Annotated in this window: 19 protein-coding genes and 1 tRNA gene; 3 read left to right on the forward strand and 17 right to left on the reverse strand. The window is 59.9% G+C overall.

The window, feature by feature from the left end; translation table 11 throughout:
* Positions 1 to 380: 380 nt before the first annotated feature.
* The 9 genes from rplT to recJ all read right to left on the reverse strand — a co-directional run bounded on the left by rplT (position 381) and on the right by recJ (position 11,322).
* Positions 381 to 740 carry a 50S ribosomal protein L20 gene (gene rplT / locus AAA021_RS08225; RefSeq protein ID WP_006234421.1) on the reverse strand — a complete coding sequence of 120 codons (360 nt, stop codon included), beginning with the start codon at positions 738 to 740 and terminating at the stop codon, positions 381 to 383.
* 46 nt (positions 741 to 786) lie between these two features.
* Positions 787 to 978 carry a 50S ribosomal protein L35 gene (gene rpmI, locus AAA021_RS08230; RefSeq protein WP_006234422.1) on the reverse strand — a complete coding sequence of 64 codons (192 nt, stop codon included), beginning with the start codon at positions 976 to 978 and terminating at the stop codon, positions 787 to 789.
* Positions 979 to 1,010: 32 nt separating this feature from the next.
* A complete protein-coding gene (gene infC, locus AAA021_RS08235) occupies positions 1,011 to 1,580 on the reverse strand; it encodes a translation initiation factor IF-3 (protein WP_349088820.1) in 570 nt (189 codons plus the stop codon).
* A gap of 432 nt (positions 1,581 to 2,012) precedes the next feature.
* Positions 2,013 to 2,099 (reverse strand) — tRNA-Leu (locus AAA021_RS08240).
* A gap of 39 nt (positions 2,100 to 2,138) precedes the next feature.
* The gene (locus tag AAA021_RS08245; protein WP_349088821.1) at positions 2,139 to 3,572 is read right to left on the reverse strand and encodes a transglutaminase-like domain-containing protein; all 1,434 of its coding nucleotides are present in this window, start codon (positions 3,570 to 3,572) and stop codon (positions 2,139 to 2,141) included.
* Between the two features lie 253 nt (positions 3,573 to 3,825).
* The gene (fba, locus tag AAA021_RS08250) at positions 3,826 to 4,692 is read right to left on the reverse strand and encodes a class II fructose-1,6-bisphosphate aldolase (RefSeq protein ID WP_035137086.1); all 867 of its coding nucleotides are present in this window, start codon (positions 4,690 to 4,692) and stop codon (positions 3,826 to 3,828) included.
* Positions 4,693 to 4,886: 194 nt separating this feature from the next.
* Complete coding sequence (locus AAA021_RS08255) at positions 4,887 to 5,570, reverse strand: MBL fold metallo-hydrolase (RefSeq protein ID WP_349088823.1); 684 nt, start codon at positions 5,568 to 5,570, stop codon at positions 4,887 to 4,889.
* An 88-nt stretch (positions 5,571 to 5,658) separates the two neighbouring features.
* Positions 5,659 to 8,019, reverse strand: a complete 2,361-nt coding sequence (locus AAA021_RS08260; protein ID WP_349088824.1) for a bifunctional (p)ppGpp synthetase/guanosine-3',5'-bis(diphosphate) 3'-pyrophosphohydrolase — start codon at positions 8,017 to 8,019, stop codon at positions 5,659 to 5,661.
* 15 nt (positions 8,020 to 8,034) lie between these two features.
* A complete protein-coding gene (gene recJ / locus AAA021_RS08265) occupies positions 8,035 to 11,322 on the reverse strand; it encodes a single-stranded-DNA-specific exonuclease RecJ (protein ID WP_349088825.1) in 3,288 nt (1,095 codons plus the stop codon).
* Between the two features lie 274 nt (positions 11,323 to 11,596).
* Between recJ and AAA021_RS08270 the strand changes: the two genes are divergently transcribed.
* Positions 11,597 to 12,595, forward strand: a complete 999-nt coding sequence (locus AAA021_RS08270) for a bile acid:sodium symporter family protein (RefSeq protein WP_195920083.1) — start codon at positions 11,597 to 11,599, stop codon at positions 12,593 to 12,595.
* Positions 12,596 to 12,625: 30 nt separating this feature from the next.
* On the opposite strand, the gene AAA021_RS08275 is transcribed toward AAA021_RS08270, so the two are convergent.
* From AAA021_RS08275 to AAA021_RS08305, 7 genes are all read right to left on the reverse strand, one after another.
* Complete coding sequence (locus tag AAA021_RS08275) at positions 12,626 to 13,423, reverse strand: DUF4931 domain-containing protein (protein WP_055310552.1); 798 nt, start codon at positions 13,421 to 13,423, stop codon at positions 12,626 to 12,628.
* 3 nt (positions 13,424 to 13,426) lie between these two features.
* Positions 13,427 to 14,104 (reverse strand): copper homeostasis protein CutC, encoded by a 678-nt coding sequence (locus AAA021_RS08280; RefSeq protein ID WP_195240671.1) that lies wholly within the window; start codon positions 14,102 to 14,104, stop codon positions 13,427 to 13,429.
* A 175-nt stretch (positions 14,105 to 14,279) separates the two neighbouring features.
* Complete coding sequence (locus AAA021_RS08285; RefSeq protein ID WP_195503486.1) at positions 14,280 to 14,981, reverse strand: ABC transporter ATP-binding protein; 702 nt, start codon at positions 14,979 to 14,981, stop codon at positions 14,280 to 14,282.
* A gap of 12 nt (positions 14,982 to 14,993) precedes the next feature.
* Positions 14,994 to 15,854: an ABC transporter ATP-binding protein gene (locus AAA021_RS08290; RefSeq protein WP_089573307.1), complete on the reverse strand. Its 861-nt coding sequence runs from the start codon at positions 15,852 to 15,854 to the stop codon at positions 14,994 to 14,996.
* Positions 15,844 to 16,923 carry a branched-chain amino acid ABC transporter permease gene (locus AAA021_RS08295; RefSeq protein ID WP_349088827.1) on the reverse strand — a complete coding sequence of 360 codons (1,080 nt, stop codon included), beginning with the start codon at positions 16,921 to 16,923 and terminating at the stop codon, positions 15,844 to 15,846. Before AAA021_RS08295 ends, AAA021_RS08290 begins: the two co-directional genes overlap by 11 nt.
* Positions 16,924 to 16,932: 9 nt before the next feature.
* Positions 16,933 to 17,814, reverse strand: a complete 882-nt coding sequence (locus tag AAA021_RS08300; protein WP_099432746.1) for a branched-chain amino acid ABC transporter permease — start codon at positions 17,812 to 17,814, stop codon at positions 16,933 to 16,935.
* 139 nt (positions 17,815 to 17,953) lie between these two features.
* Entirely contained in the window at positions 17,954 to 19,141 is a 1,188-nt protein-coding gene (locus AAA021_RS08305) for an ABC transporter substrate-binding protein (RefSeq protein WP_349088828.1), read from the reverse strand.
* 581 nt (positions 19,142 to 19,722) lie between these two features.
* On the opposite strand from AAA021_RS08305, the gene AAA021_RS08310 reads away from it, so the two are divergent.
* Positions 19,723 to 21,066 carry a homoserine dehydrogenase gene (locus AAA021_RS08310; RefSeq protein ID WP_349088829.1) on the forward strand — a complete coding sequence of 448 codons (1,344 nt, stop codon included), beginning with the start codon at positions 19,723 to 19,725 and terminating at the stop codon, positions 21,064 to 21,066.
* A gap of 215 nt (positions 21,067 to 21,281) precedes the next feature.
* A complete protein-coding gene (locus tag AAA021_RS08315) occupies positions 21,282 to 22,031 on the forward strand; it encodes an SDR family NAD(P)-dependent oxidoreductase (protein WP_349088831.1) in 750 nt (249 codons plus the stop codon).
* A 345-nt stretch (positions 22,032 to 22,376) separates the two neighbouring features.
* Here AAA021_RS08315 and AAA021_RS08320 read toward each other — a convergent pair whose 3' ends face one another.
* Positions 22,377 to 23,939, reverse strand: coding sequence for a cation:proton antiporter (locus tag AAA021_RS08320; protein WP_320677820.1), 1,563 nt, complete (start codon positions 23,937 to 23,939; stop codon positions 22,377 to 22,379).
* Positions 23,940 to 24,109 lie beyond the last annotated feature (170 nt).

Raw genomic sequence — 24,109 nt, forward strand, 5'->3', positions numbered from 1 at the left:
TCGATGTCTGCCCGGATGCGACACATCTGGTGTGTCCATCCTCGCAGTATCCGGTTCTCAAGGTGCACGCCCCGCGGCTGATCCGGTTCCACCGGTCCGCGCGGCAAGGAGATATATTGCCAGACCGCGAAGCCCTGTTGGACGTCAATTCCACTCTTCACAAGTCCTACACAACATATTGCTTTCTATAGGTAATAGAAAGACTGGTGCGGATCTTCCGCACGTATCAGATGATGACCCTTTGGTTCAGGAATATATAGAGATCGGTCACCTGTAAGTGTTTATCTACCCGCGCTTTTAGCAATGTAAACCGCGCTTCAGATAAAAAGAGGGAGCGCCGCGCACAACGCGACACTCCCCTAGCGATTCAAGAGAATCTATTAGGCCTCGAGAGCCTTCTTGGCGATGGTAGCCAGCTCGTTGAAGGACTCGATATCCTCGTAAGCCATCTGGGCCAGGACCTTGCGGTCGAGCTCGATGCCGGCAACCTTCAGGCCGTGCATGAACTGAGAGTAAGAGATGTCGTTCAGGCGAGCAGCAGCGTTGATACGAGTGATCCAGAGAGAACGGATCTCGCGCTTCTTGTTGCGGCGATCACGATACTGATACTGCAGGGAGTGCTGGACCTGCTCTTTAGCATGCTTGTAAGTACGCGAAGCGGCACCGTAGTAACCCTTCGCACGGTGCATAACGGTACGGCGCTTCTTCTTGGCGGCAACAGCGCGCTTAATACGTGCCATGTTCTATCAACTCCTAGACGGTAAAACGAAAAACGGGAACGCGAACTTAGGCGAGACGCGACTTGATGACCTTGCGGTCGGCAGCGGCGATCTCGGTCTCCTGACGGAAGCCACGCTTACGCTTGGTGGACTTCTTGCTCAGGATGTGGCTCTTGAAAGCCTTGGCGCGCATAAGCTTGCCGGTACCAGTCTTGCGGAAACGCTTCTTGGTGCCGCTGTGGGACTTCATCTTAGGCATGAAATACTCCTTAATCGGTTACAGAACACTAGTTACTTGGTATCGCTTGCCGCTTTATCCTCATCGAAGGCGCCCTTAATCGGGGCGAGCAGCATAAGCATGTTACGGCCTTCCATCTTAGGCTTGGACTCGACCGTAGCGTAAGGCTTGAGATCCTCGGCAAGACGCTCGAGAACGTTAAGGCCCTGCTCCGGGTGAGCCATCTCACGGCCGCGGAACATGATGGTGATCTTAACGCGTGCGCCCTTCTTAAGGAAACGCATAACGTGGCCCTTCTTGGTCTCGTAGTCGCCAACGTCGATCTTGGGTCGGAACTTCATTTCCTTGACCTCGACCTTGGACTGGTTCTTACGAGCAGCCTTGGCCTTCATGGCCTGCTGGTACTTGAACTTACCGTAGTCCATGACCTTGCAGACCGGCGGCTCCGCGTTGGGAGCAATCTCGACCAGGTCGAGACCCTGATCGTCGGCGACGCGCTGGGCATCGCGGATGGCGAACAGGCCGAGCTGAGAGCCATCGACGCCAATCAAACGGCACGAAGATGCAGTAATCTCGTCGTTGATGCGGGTGTCATCAGACTTAGCTATTTTCCCTACCTCCATTCATAAAAAAAATAACCCGGCGCTTCTCAGCAACCAGGTCGTACACATAGACATCCTCGATTTGAGGAAGAGAATCTAAGTTGTATGACCAGTCAGCTGCTCATTGGCGCCAAAAGGTGGGAACCCTCGGGTTCCTCTTTAGGGCATTGCGGGAACAACGCCTTGCGAATAATAACACGTACAGCGCGTTATCACATTACGTACACGAAAAAGGGGCCTTGACCCCCTTGAACGCTCGCTTGCATGTATGGTGCCCGAGGCGAGACTCGAAGGGCCTTCGCTTCGCGAAGCCCCGGGCTTCGGACGCGCGGCGCCCTCGCCACGCGCCGCTACAAACAAGCCGCAGGCCTGTTTGCTTAACGCTTCGCGCGCTCACGCGAGTTCGGCACGAAAAAGGGGGCCGCAACCCCCTTGAACGCTCACTTGCATGTATGGTGCCCGAGGCGAGACTCGAACTCGCACGTTGTTGCCAACGGTGGATTTTGAGTCCACTGCGTCTGCCAATTCCGCCACTCGGGCACGTAATGCGTGAGTTAGTTTATCACAGCTTTCTACCGATTAGTCCGAAAATGGAACTTCGAGCATTTCGATGAGTTCGACCGTGCGTAGCATCTCGAGCTGACGGCATCCGCGACCGTCGACCGAAGCCTCACCCATCTGGTTATCGTAAGGGTCCTCGCGCATGCCGTCGAAAGAGGGCTCAAACTCTGCCTGGAATCGATTGTTGGCCACCATACGCCATGGGTCGAGATTGCCAAAGTAGTGACGGCGGCGCCACTCCTCCCCCATCCTGCGAGCAGAAGATCCAAATGACACGTCGGCGTTGAGCCAACCGGTCTGCGGCGTATAGAACTCTGCCCAGTCGTGCGACCCCACCGAATCGGGCGCAACGTACAGGCCGCTCTGCCAACGGGCAGGCACGCCCGCGATACGGCACATGGTGATAAACGTGAGCGCCATAACGCCGCAATCGCCGCGGAGCGAATGCGCGCAGTCATCGGCAATAGATCCCAAAAGCAAGTACGGCGGCTGATAACGATAGTCGATATACTGCGTCAGGTAATCATAGATAGCACGGGCGCGATCGAGCGGATCCTCGAGTCCGCCAACAACACTGGCCGTCAGCTGCTGCAGATACGGCGTAAATGCAATGTGCGGACGGTCCTCGGAAATATCCTCGGGCAGAGGCGCGTCCATACGCGGATGAACCGGAAGTATGCCACCGTAGACATCACAATAAGCAGCATCGATGTGATAACGATAAGTCACCGAGAATGAGCGCTCACTCGAAGAAGACCACGAGGCGGTACGCGCCGAAGCGTTCGCGGGAGCAACAGCACCCTCCGGCGTCATGTCGAGAATCTCGACCCGAGACTGCTGACGGCAGGCAGCCGCGACGGGAAGCCAAGCGCAAACGGTCTCCCCCTCCAGAGCGCCGGGGACAGACACGGACGCTTTAAGCGTAATGACGCGAGCCAATCCGTTTTGCGACTCCATCTCCTCGAGCATCTGGTTGCGCAGTGCAATTCCGTCCGTAGGATCGGGCCGCATGCCGGGAACCTCTTTGGGATATACGCGAAGCGAATCGAGGAAGTTGTCGAGAACGAACAGCTCGCCATCGATAAAGCGCCAGTCAATACGCTTACGGTCAATCAGATCGTCAAACTGCTCCTCGGTAAACTCAGGCCACTCCTCGCGAATCATCGCAATAGCTCGATCGCGCGGCACCGAAAAATGAAGCGGCGTCTCAAGCATGCGATACCGCTCGGCACGAACGCAGGCAGCAAGCGAGGGATCGGGATTCTGCCCCAAAAGACGATCACAAGCCGCAACAGCCTGCGTCAAATATCCGGCATCCTTGAGACGAAGAATCTCGGGCGGCAGTCCAATATCGAGATGACGGAAATCATCACAGCAAACATCAACAGAGCAACCAACAGGACCCTCGTCAATGACCTTCCCATCCGAAGGCAGCACCTTAACAACAGCCATACTAAAACTCCAAGTCACTAGAACGCTTGAAGTCCATTGTAGCGAGATAAAAAAGAAAGCCCCAACAAGGGAGCCATCAACACCGCCGAACGGTAGTCAAAAAAATGAATTCAGCCCAGTAACCCTGCGGCGTTAAACGAAGGAAGCCCCGTCCCCCGGAACTGTTTCCTTGGCGCGACTTCTGGCGAAGCCAGGTGAGCGCAAAGGAAACAGTGTAGGGAGACGGGGCTTCCGGCGGGAAGTTTAGCGACGCTTACGCCTTGTTGACGGAGCCAAACTCCTCCATGAGCTCCTTGGTGCGGGCAACGATGTTGTCGCGACCAGGCTTGAGGAGCTTGCGGGGGTCAAAGCCCTTGCCCTGCTGATCCTTGCCGGCCTCGATGTACTCGCGAACACCCTTGGCGAAGACGAGCTGCAGATCGGTGTTGACGTTGATCTTGGAGATACCCAGGGAGATGGCCTTCTTGATCTGATCCTCGGGGATGCCGGTGCCACCGTGCAGGACGAGGGGCAGGTCGCCGGTCTGAGCCTTGATCTCGCCCAGACGCTCGAAGGAAAGGCCAGCCCAGTCGGCAGGGTACACGCCGTGGATGTTGCCGATACCGCAGGCAAGGAAGTCGACGCCCAGGTCAGCAATCTGCTTGCACTCAGCAGGATCAGCGAGCTCGCCGCTGGAGGTCACGCCGTCCTCGGTGCCGCCGATGCCGCCGACCTCGGCCTCGATGGACATACCCTTGGAGTGGGCAAGCTCAACGAGCTCCTTGGTGCGGTCGAGGTTAAGCTGGAAGGTCTCCTCGTGAGAGCCGTCATACATGATGGACGTGAAGCCGGCCTCGATGCACTTGAAGCAGTCCTCGTAAGAACCGTGATCGAGGTGAAGGGCGACGGGAACGGTAACGCCCGTGGCCTCGACGGCAGCCTTGACCATGTCGGCGCAGACCTTGAAACCGCCCATCCACTTAGCGGCACCAGCGGTGCACTGAAGGATCAGCGGAGACTTGGCCTCCTCGGCGGCCTGGAGAATAGCCAGGGTCCACTCGAGGTTGTTGGTGTTGAAGGCACCGAGACCATACTTGCCGGCCTCGGCCTTCTTGAGCATGTCTGCTGCGTTGACGAGCATAAAAGAAACCTCCTGTAAGGTTGTTCCGATAACGCCTGAGATTTTACCACGACATACCCGAGCATAAACGTTCGTTTGTTCACGAATACCATCCGATTGGACAAATTTTGACCGTTTGCCCCACAGAATCGACCCACTGGGGAAAATAGCTTGACGATTGAGCGGTCTTCGTGGTTCGGAAGACGGCTTCGAGCCTACATCTGCATAAACGGGTTCTGCATAAGTTCGCGCGCCATCGTGGTCGAATCGCCATGGCCCGTCAAGCAAACGGTATCGGGCGGAAGCATCTTGGCAAGTTTGGAGAGCGAGCGCATAATCGCCGCCTCGTCACCGCCGGAAAGATCGGTACGACCGTGGCTGCCCGGGAAAAGCGTGTCGCCCACAAAGGCGATGTTTCCCTGCTCGGTCGCGGCGAACAGGACGATGCCGCCCGGCGTATGCCCCGGCGTCTCGATCACCTGCAGGCAGACGTCGCCCACCTCGATTGTATCGCCCTCGGCAAGCAAGCGCGTCGGCTCACCCGGATCGGGCGTCTCGATACCCCACATGGCGCGCTGCTCCTCGATATTTGCGCGAGGTACCGTCACGTCCTTAGCGCACAACTCATATAGTGCGCTGTCGCCAACGACAGCTCGAACCCCGGCAACCCCACCAACATGGTCGGCATGACCGTGCGTGCAGACAGACCCGAGTACGCGCACCTCGGGATGCGCGGTGCAGATATGCTCCACAAGACGCTCGCCCTCCCACGCTGGATCGACGATTAAGCACTCGTCATTCGAAATCACGGCGTAGCTGTTGGTCTGAATCGGGCCGTTGACGAGCGCCTCAATCGAAGCCGTGCCTCGGGGTGTCAGGTCCAAAGTCATATCGTCCATGCGCATACCCTCCTTCTAAAATACGCTCGAGGCACCAAACGATGCCTCGAACGTAACCAATATCTATGATGCTGAGAGGCTCTCGCACCTACACACGGCGCTTGAGTTGCGCTCCGCCCTCGCCGGGCATAAGACGGCGAGCGTCGTAGACCGAATCGACACTGCTGATGGAAGCCAGCAGCGGATCCAGACCACTCGCGTCCGAGATCTCGACCATAAAGCGCAGGGTTGCAATACCCTCGCGGTTGGTCGACGTGGCGGCAGAAAGGATATTGCCGCCCGCATCGCCAATGGCAATGGTGACATCCTTGAGCAGTCCCATACGGTCCAGGCACTCGACCACGATCTCGACCTGGAAGAGGGTGTCGGCAGCGCCGTCCCACTCCACATCGATCATGCGCTCGGGATGTTCCATAAGACCCTTGACGTTGGGACAGTTGGCGCGATGCACCGAAACGCCACGACCGCGCGTGATGAAGCCGACGATGTCGTCGCCCGTCACGGGGTTGCAGCAATGAGCCAGACGGACCAGCAGGCCGCTGTTGCTCTCGCCCTTGACGATAATGCCGTTACTGGCGCTCTTGCCGCGCTTTTGAGGCTTGCGGTTGGAGGCGCGAGCGGGCTGCTTCACGACCTCGGCGATAGCCTCGGCCTTGGTGAGCTGTTCCTCGGGCTTGGGGTCCAAGATTTGCTCGACCTTATTGCCCACAGCGCGCGAGGCAACCTTGCCGGCGCCGACGGCGGCAAACAGGTCCTCGAGCTGCTTGAAGTTAAACTGCTCCGCCACGGCATTGAGCGCACGCGTCGAACGCGGCGTAGAAATGCCATAGCCACGCTTACGCAGATCCTTGGCCAGCATATCGCGACCGGCGGCAGCGTCGTCGTCCTTGGTCGCAGCGGCAAAATAGCGGCGGATCTTTGACTTGGCGGAAGGTGTCTTAACGATCTTGAGCCAATCGCGCGACGGCTTGGAACTCTTGTTAGTCAGGATTTCAACGCGGTCGCCCGTCTTGATCTCGTGCGTGAGCGGAGCCACCGCACCGTTGATTTTGGCGCCGACGCAGTGGTTTCCCACCTCGGTGTGAACGGCATAGGCAAAGTCGAGCGGCGTTGAGCCGGCACGAAGCGCCATGACCTCGCCTTTGGGCGTGAAGACAAAGATCTCCTGATCGAACAGATCGACCTTCAGCGAGTGCAGGTATTCCTTGGCATCGGTGATCTCGTCGGAAGCCGCCCAATCGAGCGAATGCTTGAGCCAGTTGATCTGGTCGTCCAAACGTTGAGCGTCATTGGTCTTGGAAGCAGACGATCCGCCCGACTTCTTATATAGCCAGTGAGCGGCAATGCCGTACTCGGCCTGCTCATGCATCTCGTAGGTTCGAATCTGAATCTCGAGCGGACGAGCCGTAGGGCCGATGACCGTCGTGTGGAGCGACTGGTAGTTATTGACCTTGGGCATGGCGATATAGTCTTTAAAGCGACCAGGCATGGGGTGCCACAGCGTATGCACCGCACCGAGCGTGGAGTAACAATCGCGCACCGAATGGGTAATAACGCGCAGCGCCACCAGGTCGTAGATCTCGGAGAACTCCTTGCCCTTGCGCTTCATCTTTTGGTAGATGGACCAATAGTGCTTGGAGCGGCCGTTGATCTGGAAGTCCTCCAGACCAATGCGGTTGAGCTCATCGGTAAGCGTCTTGATGGTCTCGGCAAGGTAGCGCTCGCGGACCTCGCGCGACTCAGCCACCATGCGCGCGATGCGCTGGTAGGCATCGGGCTCCAGGTAGAAGAAGGACAGGTCCTCGAGCTCCCACTTAATAGAGCTCATGCCCAGGCGGTCGGCCAAGGGCGCGTACACGTCCATGGTCTCGCGAGCCTTAAACAGGCGACGATCCTCGCGCAGGGCTGCCAGCGTTCGCATGTTGTGCAGACGGTCGGCAAGTTTAACGATGATGACGCGAATGTCCTTGGACATGGCGAGGAACATCTTGCGCAGCGTGAGCGCCTGCTTCTCGTCCATGCTGTCGACTTCGATGTTGGTGAGCTTGGTCACGCCATCGACGAGCTCGGCCACCGTATCGCCGAACAGGCCGGAAACATCGGCGAGCGAGGTCTCGGTATCCTCGACGGTATCGTGCAGCAGCGCGGCGCACACCACATCGCAGTCCATCTTGAGATCGGCCAAAATGATGGCAACCTCGACGGGATGGTTAATGTACATCTCGCCCGAGCGGCGCTTTTGGTTGCAGTGCTTCTCGGCGGCAAAGCAGTAGGCCTGCTCAACCTTAGAAAAGTCGTCCTCATTCATATATTTGAGGCACAGGCGCTCCAGCTTGTCGTAGCTGTCCGCCATAATCTCGGGCGGCAGCTCATCGGCATGCTTATAGTGCTCCATCTCCGAAAAAGGCTGGAGGGTGGAATCATGGGCGGTACGGGCTGCGGCATCCATCGAGGTCCCCTTCCCCTAGGCCCGCGGTACGATCGGGCGGTTAACTTTGGCTAGCATATCAGAAGCGCACGAATCGAGCGCCCAACTCCGGAAAGCCGAGAACTCCATGCGCGAGCGCAAGCCCTCCAAATAGCGAATTGACCTGCTCAATTGCACGCGGCCGGGGTTTTCGGCCATCGCGATGCGACGGGTGTCGTCAAACCCCGAAACGCGACAAAAACCAAGCTCTTCGAAGATTCCCAAGCCGCTTTCCACCGAGCGCTCGTCGACCGGCGTGCGAGCATCGATGGCAAGGCACATCTGCGCGATGTCGATATCGCTCGCGCTAAAGGAATCGTCCCCGGTCTTGCCGCGGTTGGAGCGCCACATGGTCTGCAGCGCGCGATAGAGCGTGACGAGCTCGTCGCGCTCGGGCGCATAGCAGTCGAGCAGGCGCTCGTTAATACGGGCGTCACGCGACGAATAGAGTAGATGGATCACGGCGGGTTGGCCATCGCGACCGGCGCGGCCGCTCATCTGGTTAAACTCAATGCCGCCAAACGGCATGTGATAGAGCACGACATGGCGAATATCGGGAAGGTTGACGCCCTCGCCAAAGGCGGATGTCGAGACGATGCAGCTGAGGCTGCCGTCTCGAAACGCCTCCTCTACGCGATGGCGGTCGGTGCGCGTAAGGCCAGCGTTATAGAACGCGATACGGGTCGCACAGTCGGGAACGCGTTTGCGTAGTGTCTTGGCGAGCGCCACGGACTGGTCGCGCGAATTGACGTAAATGACGGTCTTCTCCCCCGTCGCCACGATCGACACCAAACGGTTCTCGCGGCTCGCAAGATCTCGGTCGTCCTCGAGCTGCAGGTTCTCGCGCACCGTCTCGTCGACCACCGTGTGAGTGATCGGAAGCGTGCGGGCAAGCTCGGCCACGACCGGAGCCGTCGCGGTGGCCGTCGCGGCCATAACGACCGGGTCGCCCAGGGCTTTGAGGATATCGGGCATGTCGAGATAGGCGCTGCGGTCGCCGCCCTTGGCAAGGCCAGCGTGGTGCGCCTCATCGATAACGACAAAACCGATGCGCCCCGAACGCGCAAAGCGGTCGCGGTGAATGGACAGGAACTCGGGCGTCGTGAGCACGATGCCGGTACGGCCCGAAGCCAAGCCGGCAAACACGTCATCGCGCGCCGCCTCCACGGTCTCGCCGGTCAACACGCCGACGCCAATGCCGAGCGCGGCCATCGTCGACGAGAGGTGATAGGCCTGGTCGGCAACGAGCGCGCGCAGCGGATAGACAAAGATGCTCGCACGCCCGCGAAGAACCGCCTCGCGCGCGGCATGCACATGGAAGATGAGCGACTTGCCGCGCCCCGTTCCCATAACGGCCAGAACACTTTGGTGATCGGCCAGGGCATCGAGCGCCTCGACCTGCGCGCGGTGCGGCTGGTTCGAGCCTATAAAGCTATGGATAAGCGAGCGCGTCAGCTCGGTATAAGAAAGCTGGGCGAGTGTCTCGCGCTTACGCGACTCCAGGCGCAGGCCGGAATCCGCCGGCTGCACGCCACGACGAAGCTCGCATGCCGGATCGTCGACGCTGGGCAGCGTGGTATCGCGGACCAGAACATCCTTGATCATGAGCTTGGGCTTCACACGCCCCTGCCAATGCTCGGCAACGGCCTCGAACACCAAGTCGACAGCACTATCGCAGTTGATGAGCTTATCGATTTGCGGCACGCGGAACATAATGGCCGGCACGCTTGCGGCGCCATCGGTCGCCACAAAGCGCATGTGCTCGCCGGTTTTGCCCACCACGGCGCGATCGCACATCGTCACGCCCTCGGCGGTCAGCAGCGGCACCTTGTTGCCCTGGCCAAACGGCTCAAGACGGGAAATCTGCTCTATAGTCTCGATATTCAGCTCGGAAAGGTCGACCGTGGCGGCAACCTCGTCGATGTCTTCAAAGTCCTCGGCGGGAATCTCCGATAGCACGGCGGAAAGGCAACGACGGAATTCATCGAGCTTGGATGCCTCGATGGTCACACCCACCGCACCGGCATGTCCGCCGCGACGAATCAGCAGGTCGGAACAGCGCTCGACGGCGTCAAACAGGTTAACTTTGCCCACCGAGCGACCAGAGCCGCGCGCGATACCGTCCTCGATCGAGAACAGCAGCGCCGGCACGTGATAGCGGTTGGTCAGACGGCTTGCCACGATGCCCTTGACACCCTCGTGCCAGCCTTCGCCGCCCACGACGATCGCGCGTCCGCCGTCATAGGTCTCCTCGACCTTTGCCATGGCATCGCGCGTGAGCTCCGCCTCGATCTCACGGCGCTGGCGGTTGATTTCCTCGAGCTCAGCCGCCAGCGCGCTTGCTTCGATGGGATTGCGGGCAAGCAGCAGGTCGAGCGCCAGCTTGGGATCGGCCATGCGACCGGCAGCGTTTAAGCGGGGAATGAGCGAGAATGACAGGCCGTCGGCCGTAATGGTAGAAAGATCGGCCTTGGCAAGTGCGGCAAGCGCGATATAGCCGGGACGGGCCGTCACGCGCATCTGCTGGATGCCCTCGGCGACCAGTGCGCGATTCTCGGGCGTGAGCGGCATCATGTCGGATACGGTGCCCAGCGCCGCGACCTCTATCAGCGAACGCCAATACGACGGCTTGCCCAAACGCTCGCCCAGGACCTGCACCAGTTTGAGTGCCACGCCGGCACCGGCAAGCTCGCGCGAGGGACCCTCGTCCTCGAGCTTGGGGTCGGTCAGGGGCACGCCCTGCGGCACCTGGTCGGAAGGCTCGTGATGGTCCGTGACCACCAAATCGATCCCCAGGCTCTCCAGATAGGAGACCTCTTCCTTGGCAGCAATACCGTTATCGACGGTCACAATCAGGTTGGGTTGGGCGAGCTCGTTGACGCGGTCGAGCGCCGCACGCGACAGGCCGTACCCCTCGTCAAAGCGGTGCGGGATAAACGGTGTGACATTGGCGCCAAACATCCGCAGCGCCTCGGTCAACAGACAAGTCGACGTTATGCCGTCGACGTCAAAATCGCCAAAGACGGCGATGCGCTCGTGACTGCGAACAGCGCGCTCAACGCGGTCGGCGACGACCGCCATGCCCGGAATAACGAGCGGGTCCGCCCAGTCGCGATCGAGCGAAGGCGTCAAAAACAGTTGGCCTTCCTCGATGGATGTAATGCCGTGCGCAACCATAATGCGCGCCACCAGCCCGGGTATGCCCAGGCCAGCCGAAAGCTCCTTTTCGAGCTCGGGGTTTTGCCGAGCGACCGCCCAGCGATGCGTCGTCTTAAGCGATGACATAGGCGCCCACCCCCGATAGGGGCAGGTCGCCGCGATACCTCTCACGGTTCATAGCGATGAGTCCTCTGTGTATGCCCGCTTCGGCAGGCAGATCTGTTGAACGGATTTATTATACCGTGCGGCACGGACGCAAAACGCCGCGGTGCGCCGCGGTTTCGGCAAACGATGGCGGTAATGGCCTCGAAATAATCGAGCGTTTCAGCCGCACGGACGCATACGAGCGTCTAGCATATCCATACAAACGAGTTCGCGGATAAAGGGAGTCACGGGACATATGAAGCAATGGGCTGGACTGGGAAAGTTCCTCGCGGGGCATATGCAGATCATCGTTCCGATTTGCGTGGCGCTCGGAGTGCTCTTTCCCCAGCAGATCGGCGTGCTCAAGCCCATTGTTCCCGCCCTCTTCGCCTTTATGACGTTTCAGGGCGCGCTCAGCAACACTTTTCACCAGGTAGCCGAGGTGTTCCACCGTCCGCTGCACCTGATTCTGGCGCTGCTGGTCTCGGCAGTGCTTATTCCCATCGCGGCGTACGCCATAGGGTCACTCTTCTTTGGCTCCAACCCCAACCTTGTCTGCGGCATCGTGCTCGAGTACAGCGTGCCCGTGGCCGTCACCGCTTTTATGTGGATCAGCATGTTCGGCGGCAACGGCCCGCTCGCGCTCACTATCATCCTGACGTCCTCAGTTATCTCCCCTGTGACGATTCCGCTCACGCTTAAGCTCTTGCTGGGTGCCACCGTCTCGATCGATGTGCCGAGCATGATGCAAGACATGGCCTTTATGATCGCCATCCCCGCCGTGCTCGGCATCGTGATCAACGAGCTCACGCGTGGATGGGGACACGAGAAGCTCTCCCCCGCGCTCTCGCCCGCCTGCAAATTCATGATGATGGGCGTTATCGCCTCCAACTCCACCGCCATGAGCGAGTACGTGCTGCACATGAACGCGGTGCGCCTGGAAGTCGCCCTCTTTATTTTGACCTTCGCCATCAGCGGCTTTGTCATCGGTTTTCTGGTCGCCCGTGCGCTGCATCTGCCATATAGCGAGACGGCTACCATGTGCTTTACCTGCGGCATGCGTAACATATCTTCGGGCGCCGTCATCGCCACGCAATACTTTCCGGGCGAAGTCGTATTCCCCGTCATGTGCGGCACGCTGTTTCAGCAGGTACTCGCCTCGCTTATCGGACATCTCTTTGAGCGTCTAACCGGCGAGGAGCGCGCCGCCCAGCGCAAGCGGGTCGAGGCCGGCCGCGACGCCATGGGACGCTAGACTGTCCGCATTACGCGGGTGTTAGTCTTGCTATACGAGCGTTTCCAGATGCGCACGCAGGCGCTCAGCATCGATATCGAGCGTTGTCTCAGCATTGACCTGGGCCAAACGATAGCCGACAAAGTAGGGCGAAACCACCCAACGTGGCAGCGCCTTGGCAATGGTCCGACCGCCCAGGTGATAGAAGAACAGGTTGTACGACTCTGCGCGACCACCGTGGTGCTCGTTCAGGATATAGCGCAGAGCTACCTGGATCGCATCGGCGAAGAGATCCGCCTCGGCTTGGTCTCTCGTGTCATCGCTGGCAGCGATTCCCTGCGGGGCTGAAACGTTGATCTCAAAGAACCCCATGATCGGTTCGGTTGAGATGTCGACCGAGATTCTCCCCTGTTGCCAGACACTGATGCCTTCAAAGTTGGCTGAGGCCAGCGCCGCATAGCCGTCCTCCTGTTCCAAGCCCACAATCTGCATGTGTGGATGGACGAGGCTGCCGCCCGAAAGCGGGCCTTTGTTCTTGTACATGAGCACACTGCAGTACTGTTGGGAATCGATCATCTGCTGCCAACAGCCCAGGGCAAACCGCATCACATGATGCAGCTCATCCGGTTCATAGGTCACCAGGTCGGCGTCGTGATTGGCAGACTCGATCAATACGGTCTGACGTGTGGCCCGCAATGTCTTGAACTTATTCTCGAGCCAGATGCAGTCACCATCGCGCTGGATGATGTTGGCAAGCCCCTCCGTGTCGCAAAAGGGGCACGCGGTGCCAGGGCGACGATTATCGTCGGGCTTACCGCTCGCCTGCTGGACATCGAATACAAGTGCCACGGGCTACACCTCCAGCGGCACAATCTTGGTGCCATGGAGCTCGGAGACGCCCAGTGCCGCCGCCACGGTATCGCGGTTGACCGTGGAAATGCCGCCGCCGGGAAGGATGGTCAAGCGGTCGCCCGCATACTCGATTAAGCGGGCCAGGTTTTCGAAGTTGTCCTCGATCGGCGTACCGGCAGCGCCACCATGCGTCAGGATGCGTGTGATGCCGCAGTCGGCGAGTATGTCAATCGCGTCGAGCTGAGCCTCGGGCGAGAGCTGATCAAACGCCATGTGGAAGGTGATGTCGATGGGCTCACGCTTGCATTCCTCGGTCGCGCAGCCCGCGGCCATCACGAGAGCGCCCAACGTAAGCTCGTCGAGTGCCCATCCGCCAGCGCGGGGCTTGCAGCAGCCAAAGACTAAGCCGTCAACGCCGGCGCTCACGGCAAGGCCCAGGTCCATCTCCATCATACGCAACTCGTCCTGGTTGTAGTGAAAGTCGCCGCCACGCGGGCGAATCATGCACATCACCCGCGCATCGTGCTCGTGTGCATAGTTGGTCGTAGCGCTGATAACGCCGGCCGAAGGCGTGGTGCCACCAACGGCAAGGTTGTCGCACAGCTCGATACGCCTTGCACCGGCATCGATAGCCGCCGGCACCCGCTCAAAGTTCTCGGCACAAAACTCGTACAGCATAGATAGACCCCCAAAGACAGCAGATGTTTTCCGACGGGCATTGTCACACACCCCCATGAAGTTGCGGTGGAATAGGGACTCTTTTGGCCTCTGGAGCCCGTATTCAGTCCCTATTTCACCGCAACTTAAAAAGGGGCGCTGACTGAGATAGTCAGCGCCCCTTTTGTTAGGTGGGTTAGCCTCCGAGGTAGGCTTTGCGGACGTTGTCGTCATGCAGGAGCTCTTGGCCGGTGCCGGTCATGGTGATCTTGCCGGTCTCGAGCACGTAACCGCGTGTGGCGATGGAAAGCGCCATCTGCGCGTTTTGCTCGACCAGAAGCACCGTGGTGCCGGCCTTGTGCAGGTCCTCGACAATCTGGAAGATCTGTTCGATCAGAATCGGTGCCAGACCCATGGAAGGTTCGTCGAGCATAAGCAGTTTGGGGTTACTCATAAGGGCGCGCCCCATAACGAGCATCTGCTGCTCGCCACCTGAAAGGGTGCCGGCGACCTGGCGACGACGTTCCTTCAGGCGCGGGAACTGCTCGTAGACGCGCTCCAGGCCCGGAGCAATTGTGGACTTGAGCTGTGTATAGGCGCCCATCTCCAGGTTCTCCTCGACCGTCATCTGCAAAAAGGCGCGACGACCCTCGGGAACCTGAGCCAGGCCCTTACCAACCAGCTTATCAGCGGGCGTATGGGTAATGTCCTCGCCCATAAACTTGATGGAGCCGGTCTTGGAGCGCAGCAGGCCCGAGACGGTCTTGAGCGTTGTGGACTTGCCGGCACCGTTGGCACCAATCAAGGCCACGATCTCGCCCTCGTTAACGTTAAAGGAGATGTCCTTGATGGCGTGGATGGCGCCGTACCAGACGTTGATGTTGTAGACGGAAAGCATCGGCTCTGCCATTTAGTTCTCCCCCTTATCCTGCTTACCCAGATACGCCTCGATAACAGCGTCGTTGTTCTGGATTTCCTCGGCCGTGCCCTTGGCGATGACCTTACCAAAGTTGAGCACGCAAATGCCCTCGCAGATGTTCATAACGAGCGACATATCATGCTCGATAAGCATGATGGCAATGCCGAAGGTGTCGCGAATCTTAACGATGTTCTCCATGAGCTCCGCGGTCTCGGACGGGTTCATGCCGGCGGCAGGCTCGTCGAGCAACAGCAGTTTGGGGTTGGTGGCAAGCGCGCGGACGATCTCCAGACGACGCTGGGCGCCGTAAGGCAGCGATCCGGCCTGCTCGTTTGCCAGATGCTCCATATCAAAGATGGACAGCAGCTCCATGGCGCGCTCGTGGGCGGCCTTCTCGTGCTTCCAATACGTCGGCAGGCGCAGCACGCCCTCAAAACCGGAGTAGCGCTCCTGGTTATGCAGACCGACCTTAACGTTGTCCTCCACCGTCATGGTGTTGAACAGGCGGATGTTCTGGAAGGTACGGGCAATACCCATGCGGTTGACCTGGTAGACGGACTTGCCCGAGGTGTCCTCACCGTCGAGCAGGATGGTGCCGTGCGTGGGCTGGTATACCTTGGTGAGCAGGTTGAAGACCGTGGTCTTACCGGCGCCGTTGGGGCCGATGAGACCGGCGATCTCGGTCTTACCGATGGTCAGGCTAAAGTCGTCGACCGCCTTAAGTCCGCCGAATTCAATGCCCAGGTGGATGCACTCGAGCGCTGGGCGCTGACCCAGGTCGCGGTCGGGAACGATGGCGCCAGAAGGATACGGGACCATCTTGCCCTTGTTGAACTCAAACTTACTGGGCATCGGCTGCCACCTCCTTCTTGGAAGCAAAGCGGTCCTTAACGCGACCGAAGAATGCCTTGAGCTGCGGGTTGTTGGTAAAGATCATAACCAGGATCAGCACGATGGCGTAGATGAGCATGCGGTAGTCCGAGAACTGACGGAGCAGCTCGGGAAGCACCGTAAGCAGCGCCGCCGCGATGACGGAGCCGCGCATATTGCCCAGACCGCCCAGGACCACGAACACCAGGATGAGGATGGACGTGTTGAAGTCGAACTTGGTGGCGGAGAGCTGCGAGAAGTTACCGCCGAAGAGAGCTCCGGCAGCACCGGCGAGGGCAGCGGAAACCACGAAGGCGATCATGCGGTACTCGGTGACGGAGATGCCTACGGACTCGGCTGCAATCTTGTTATCGCGCACGGCCATAATGGCACGGCCGGTACGGCTGCGAACCAGGTTGAGCACGATCACGAGTGCGACCATGACCAGGATGGCACCGGCGAGGAAGGTCGAGTATGTCGACACGCCCGAGGCGCCCTGGGCGCCCTTGATGATGGCGGTGCCGTCCTCGAGCAGATGCAGGTCGTCGATCGTGGAGTTGCCCGTGATGTTAAAGATCACATGCAGGCCGCGGGAATCGACGCCCACGATAAGGCAGGTGACAACCTCTTTGATGATCTCGCCAAAGGCCAGCGTCACGATAGCCAGGTAATCGCCGCTCAGGCGCAGGACCGGGATACCGATCAAGAAGCCCAAGATGGCAGCGGCGATAGCGCCGACCACGATGCTGATGACAAGGCGCACCGGATCGGACGGAACGGCGCTCTCCAGCGCGACGGCGGTGACGATGCCCGTATAGGCGCCGACACTCATAAAGCCCGCATGGCCCAGCGACAAGTCGCCCGCGATGCCGACGACGAGGTTAAGGGAGATGGCCATGACGATATAGGCCGTGATGGGAACCAGCTGACCGGCGATCATGCGCGGAATCATGTGGTTAGACTGCATAAAGAACACGATGGCGAAGGCCACAACGCACATAGCGTACGTGACAAAATCGTGACGCGTCTGCTTGTCTTTAAGAAACTTCATAACGCTCACCTACACCTTCTCGGGGACGTACTTGCCCAAGAGGCCGGCAGGCTTGACGAGCAGGACGATGATCAAAACACCAAAGACGATGGAGTTGGCAAGGCTCGTGGAAATGTAGGCCTGCGCCATCGCCTCGATGATGCCGATGAGAATGCCGCCGACAAAGGCGCCGGGGATGGAGCCGATGCCACCGAAGACGGCGGCGTCGAAGGCCTTGATGCCAGGCATGGCACCCGTCGTGGGCTGCAGCACCGGCGAGTAGGAGCACAGGAGCACGCCGGCGATGGCGGCAAGGGCAGAGCCGATGGCAAACGTCATCGAGATGGTGCGGTTGACGTTGATGCCCATGAGCTGAGCGGCGGCCTTGTCCTCGGACACGGCACGCATGGCCTTACCCATCTTGGTCTTACCTGTAAAGAACATCAGGCCGGCCATGATAACCAGGCAGGCGACGATGGTGACGAGCGAGACGGCGCTTACGTTGAACTTGGCCAAGAACTCCGGCACCTGGAAGGTGACGAGCGAAGTGAAGTTCTTGGGCGTGGCGCCCCACAGAAGCTGCGCGGCGTTCTGCAGGAAGTAAGACACGCCGATAGCCGTGATCAGAACGGCCAGCGGGCCCGCCTGACGCAGCGGCTTGTATGCCAGACCCTCGATGAGAACACCGAGAACGGTACAGACCACACAAGAGAGAACTACAGATGCCCAGCCCGGGAGGCCGAGATACGACGTGGCGCAGAACGAGACATAGGCACCGACCATGATAACGTCGCCGTGAGCGAAGTTCAGCATCTTGGCGATACCGTAGACCATGGTGTAGCCCAACGCGATGATGGCGTAGACGCTGCCCATGGACAGGCCGTTGACCAGGTATTGGATAAAGACCGTCATGTTCCACATCCCCCTTTCGAATAGGTTTCCAGTTGATGTATGAAACAGGGACGTTACATCGTCCCTAGATACCAAGCAAGCAGGGAAGGCCAAAACCTCCCCTGCTTGGGATCAAAACCGCTCTATGTAAGGCGGCCAATTAGGCCTGTACGTACTTGCCGTCGGTGATGACGTACGCCGTGGGCTCCTTCTGGACCTGGCCCTTATCGTTCCAGGTGAGCTTGCCGGTCAGACCGTCAACGGTAATCTTGAGCATAGCCTTGGACAGCTTCTCGGCGGCCTCGGTCGGATCGGCGTCGACACCAAGACCGGCCTCCTTGAGGGCCTCGGCCACCGCGTGCACGCCGTCGTAGGCGTCGGCGGCAAACTGGTCGGGGGTATCGCCGTACTTATCCTTGTAAGCGTTGACGAAGTCGGCGTTCTTCTCGTCGTCGGCAGAGAACGGGGTCATGAGCAGCAGACCCTCGGCAAGAGAGGTATCGAAGCCCTCAACGCCCAGGATGCCGTCCATGCCGTCGCAGCCCATCATCTTGACGTCGTAGCCCATGTCCTTGGCGTTCTTGAGCAGGACGGACGCCGGCGTGTAGTAGATCGGCGCAAAGATCATGGTGGCGCCGGCCTGCTTGGCCTTGGTCAGCTGGTTGGTAAAGCTCGTGGCGGAGTCGTCCTTAAAGGTCTCCTCGTCAACAATCTCGAGCTTGGATTCAGCGGCCTGGGCCTTAAAGGAATCTGCGATGCCCGAAGAATAAGCGTCGCCGGAGTTATAGAACAGCACGAACTTCTCGTCCGCATATTTCTCTGCCAGGAACTTGGCAGCGTTGACGCCCTGGTTGGGGTCGGTGAAGCAAACCTGGAAGACGCAATCCTTGCCGTCGGTGACGTCCTCGGAGGACGCGGACGGGGTGATCATGAACGTCTTGGGGTCGTTACCGCACTCTGCGGCAACGGCAACCGACGCACCCGTGGTGGTCGGACCGACGAGGGCCTGCATGCCCCAGTCGAGCAGGGTGTTGAAGGCGTTGACGGCCTTCTCGCCATCGGCCTGGTCATCCTCGGCCTTGCTGGCAAGCGGCAGCTCCTTGGTCGAGAAATCCTTGCAGCCAAGCTCGACACCCTGGGTAACGGACTTGCCGTAGGATGCGTTGGCGCCGGTCAGCGGGCCGATGGTGCCGATCTTAAACGAAGCGTCGCTCGAAGCGGAACCGCTGTCGCCGCCGTTGGAGGAGCAGCCAGCTAGAATGGACATCGCCCCCAGACCTGCTGCGCTCGCGATAACGCTCCTGCGATTCATAACAGGGTTCAATGACTTACCGGTGAGGCTCGACATGCGGCTCTCCTCTCAAATCTCGTCGGGTTTCAGTTACCCGACAGGCCATCCTTCGCCGTGTTCGGCGTTCGCAAAATAGTAGACGCTTTAGTTGAGAAAAGTGGCGATTATTTCAACTTTTCTTTTGTTTTGCCGATTTATCCATATTTATGCGTATTTCTATCGGTTTATGCAGTTTAGCCACTTTATTATGTGAAAGTAATGTTTCTGTTCTGTTACAAGCGTCCTTGCCCTGCATAAAACGGCCCCACCGATCTCGTTATATGCACTTAGGCGGCGATGTACTTGCCGTCCTGAATCACATAGGCCGTAGCGGGCTTCTCGACTTGGCCCTCGTCATTCCACGCCGACGAGCGCCTGCATGCCCCAGTCGCACAGGGCAAACCTTATGGTGCAAACGTTGACAGTTTGTTACGGAGTTCCGTTTGTAGCGAGCATGTTTCCAATGTTTCCGCAGCGTTTCGGGGGTGCCGTTTTGTGCGACTCCTGTTGCCTGGCGAGCACGCACCCTCTGTTCACGCTAGAATGCACTCAACCTTTAAGCGGTTAATCCATCCATGAGATGCACGAAGGAGCTATCTATGAGCGAACCCCTGCGCACCGTGAACGTCGGTCTGATCGGTCTGGGAACCGTCGGCGGCGGCGTGGCCCGTCTGATCAAGAGCCACCACGATGAGTACCTGGCAGCCTACGGCATCGACCTTAAGCTGACCCGCGCCTGCGCGCTTGCCTGGGAGCAGGCCGAGGCGGCAGGCATTGAGCGCGAGGCCTTTACGAGTGACTGGCACGACGTCGTCACCGACCCCGCCGTCGACATCGTCGTCGAGCTGATCGGCGGCGAGCATCCCGCAACCGAGATCTTTACCACTGCCTTTGAGCACGGCAAGCACGTCGTCTCTGCCAACAAGGCCCTGCTGGGCCGTCACGTCGAGACGCTCGCCGAGAAGGCACGCGCGTGCGGCGTGCAGATTAAGTGCGAGGCCAGCTGCGGCGGCGGCATCCCCATCGTGAGCACGCTTGAGCACGATCTGGTGGGCAACAAGATCCTGACCATCGCCGGCATCCTCAACGGCACCACCAACTACATCCTGTCGCGCATGGACGCCGAGGGCGCCGATTACGCCGACGTGCTCGCCGATGCACAAGCCAAGGGCTATGCCGAGGCCGACCCGTCCGCCGACGTCGACGGCTTCGATGCCGCCAGCAAGACGGCAATCCTCGCTTCCATCGGCTTTGGCACCCGCGTTACCACCGATGATGTGTACCAGCAGGGTATCCGTACCATCGGCGCCGAGGACATCGCCCAGGCCCGCGAGCTCGGCTACACCATTAAGCTGCTCGGCATCGCCCGCAACACCGACGCCGGCGTCGACGTCCGCGTGCATCCCACGCTCATCCCGGCAGACCATATGCTCGCCAAGGTCAACGGCGCCATGAACGCCGTCTACGTGGTAGGTGACGCCGTGGGCGAGACCATGTTCTACGGCGCGGGCGCAGGCTCCTTCCCCACCGCGAGCGCCGTCGTGGGCGATATCTTGTCGCTCTCCGAGCAGATCAGCCGCGGCGTGGCTCCACTGCCCGAGATTGAGCCCTATGGCCACAACCTCGCCTTTAAGCCCATGGACGAGCTCCAGACTAAGTACTATGTGCGCCTGAAGGTCGCCGACCGCGTGGGTGCCCTGTCCGAGACGGTCGATATCTTTGCCAAGCACAACATCTCGATCTCGCTCATCAACCAGGTCGAGGACGGCAAGTCGGGCGCCAGCGATACCTGCTCGGTCATCTTCCTGACGCACTGCGCGCTCGAGAAGGACGTCCAGGCTGCCGCCGCCGAGCTTGCCAGCGTCGACTGCGTGGCCGAAGTCGCCAACGTCCTGCGCATCGAGGACGTCGAGGCCTGGACCGAAGGCGTCATGGCGAACTAGTCCATCAATCGCCTAGCAATACGCGCTTTGAGGGCTCCCGTCCGATGTGGGACGGGAGCCCTTTTGTCTCCTGCCCTAAGCACAACGGCAGAGCACATTTGCGCGAGCCGCTCATCGGTAACGCGGGCTACCGTTCACCGATATGCAAACGCGGCCGATTCCGGCTACCGCTACGCTGTGCTGCGTATGTCCAACCCCCGAAGAATGGAGGCACCATGTTGCTCGAGGGCAAGAAAGCAATCATCACCGGAGGCACGCGCGGTATCGGCTATGCCATCGCCTGTCGCTTTATCGAGGAGGGCGCCGCCGTCACGGTCTTTGGCTCGCGTCAGGAGACTGCCGACGCCGCCGTTGAAAAGCTAGCCGCAGTCTATCCCGAGGCCAAGGTCTGGGGCCGCACCTGCAACCTCACCTCGCTCGAGGCCGTAACCGAGGCCTTTACCGAGGCAGCCGCCGACATGGGTGGCCTGAACACGGTCGTTAACAACGCCGGCATCTCCCAGCGCTCGCCCCTTTTGGACTACACGGCCGAGGAGTTCGCCAAAGTCATGGACCTCAACGTCGTCGCCGTCTTTAACGGCCACCAGGCTGCCGCCAAGATCATGACCGAGGCCGGCCACGGCGGCACCATCACCACCACGAGCTCGATGGTCGCCAAGTACGGTCAGCCCTCTGGCGTCGGCTACCCCACGTCCAAGTTTGCCGTCAACGGCATGGTCCAGTCGCTCTCGCGCGAGCTCGCCCCCATGAGTATTCGCGTCAACGCCGTCGCCCCAGGCGTAACCAAGACCGACATGGTCGCCAACCTGCCCGAAGAGGTCATCAAGCCCATCATCGCCACCATCCCGCTCGGCCGCATGGGCGAGCCCGAGGACGTCGCCAACGCCTTCGTTTTCCTAGCGAGCGACATGTCATCCTATGTCACGGGCGCCGTGCTCCCCGTCGACGGAGCCGCCCGCTCTTAAGGGACCACAAGCCTCAGCTCCCAGCCTCAACATAGTCCAACAAAGAAGGCGCGCCGTCTGCATCAACTGCAGGCAGCGCGCCTTCTTCTGTTTGAAAGGGAAGCTGTGTCCCGGAATTCCGACTCAGACCGGGACGCAGCTTCCCTCAGGGCCATGTTTCGGAAAGAGCGCCCCGTTTTGAACGCCGATTCTGGGATACCGTTTCCGCAACGGGTCTCTCGCGGAAACTGCATCCCACTCTGAGCGCCCATTCCGGGACACAGTTTCCCAACGGCCCCCGTTTCGGAAACAACATCCCGTTCCGAGCCTTCAAAGCGGGACGCGGCTTCCCCGAGAGAGTATCGACTACTTGCCGTCGTCGTCCTCGGCTTCTTCTCTTGCATAGAGCTCTAGCATGCGGCGGCGGTATTCGCGCACGGCGAGCTTGGCGCGCTCCAGGCGGCGGCGCTCACGCGGAGTCAGCTCGGACGGGTCAAGCTCATCACCATAGGTCTTATCGGCAAGCAGGTGCGCCGCATCCACGATGCGGGCATCGATGTGGCCGCTCGCTGCCTCGGCGGAAAGACGCTCGGCAATCGTATCGAGCGTAGGCAGGCCCTCGAATACGCGACCGTGACCATGCGAGGTCAGCAGCTCGTGCTCGCGTGCGAGCAGGCTCGCCAAATCGTGATGGGCGCGTAGAATGTCGAGCGCATCGGATGGATGCTCGGCAACCTCTGCCACGGCAGCGACCGGTGCGGCGTCGACCACGCGGTAGAAGAGCTGCGCGAGCAATGGCATCAAGAACACCGTGATGGCACCGGCGGCAACCATGACCGACGCAATATCTTGCGACAGCGCGCCCGCGTTGACGGCCACGCTCGTTACGGCAACGATGATCGGCAGCGCCGTGGTGCAGTACAGGGCCACGGTAATGCGACCATACGCCGACACATCTCGCGTCGCAGGGCAAATGCTCATAGAGACGAGGATGGGCACGGCGCGAATAATCAACAACGCCACGATAAAGCCCGCGAGCAAGCCCGGGCGCGATGCCACGGCCGTCAGGTCGATCTTTGCGCCCGATACGGTAAAGAACACCGGAATCAAAAAGCCGTAGGCCAGGCCGTCGAGCTTGGTCTCCAGCGTATGGTTGCCCTCGGGGATGATGTAGCGCAAGACAAAGCCGGCGGCAAAAGAACCCAACACGATGTCGAGATCAAAGACGGCCGAGAATGCCACGAGCGTGACCAGGATGAGCACCGTCAGGCGCACGAAGGTCTGCGACGTGGTATCGGCGCGCTCCTCGACAAACGCAAAGAAGCGGCTGCCGACGCGCTTGGAGCGGCTTGGGACCACGGCCAGCAGCACGCAGACTACAGCAAACAAGCCAAGGATTACGAGCGTTTGGATGCCAGTGCGAGCAGACAGCAGCACCGACATGGCGAGCACGGGACCGAGCTCGCCCCAAGTGCCATACGCGAGAATCGAGTCGCCCACACGCGTGCCGGTGAGCGAGCGCTCGCGCATGATGGGCACGAGCGTGCCGAGCGCCGTAGAAGTGAGGGCAAGCGTCACGGCGATACCGTCGAAATGACTGACCGAGAACCACGGGGTAAAGCGCACGGCAAGCCAGGCGATACCAAACGTGACGACCCACGTCGCCAAGCCGTAGCGCCCCTCGACACCCGTGATGCTCTTGGGGTCGATCTCAAAGCCGGCGAGCAGGAACAAAAAGGCCAGACCGAGCTCGGACACAAGCGAGACCTCGGCATCTACATGGATGACGCCGAGCATATGGGGTCCCAGCACCGCACCGAACACGAGCAAAAAGACCGTCTCGGGAACGGGCTTTCCGGGAATCGCCGAGGCAATGAAGGGGCTTGCAAAGGCCACGAGCGCGATGATGGCGAGCGAAACGAATGCCATGTGATGCCTTTCTCTTGTTTGCGCTTCACTGTAGCACCCTCGCCGTCCTCAACGCGCCGCGAGCTGTCGTATCATAGTGAGGTTTACAAACATGTGGCTCAAGGCGACCGCAGGGCAGACCCCGCAAACCGACCGCTGCCGCATACCGTACCGTACGCCCAACCGATCAG

It is taken from the genome of Collinsella sp. CLA-JM-H32 (genome assembly GCF_040098165.1).
Lineage (GTDB): Bacteria > Actinomycetota > Coriobacteriia > Coriobacteriales > Coriobacteriaceae > Collinsella.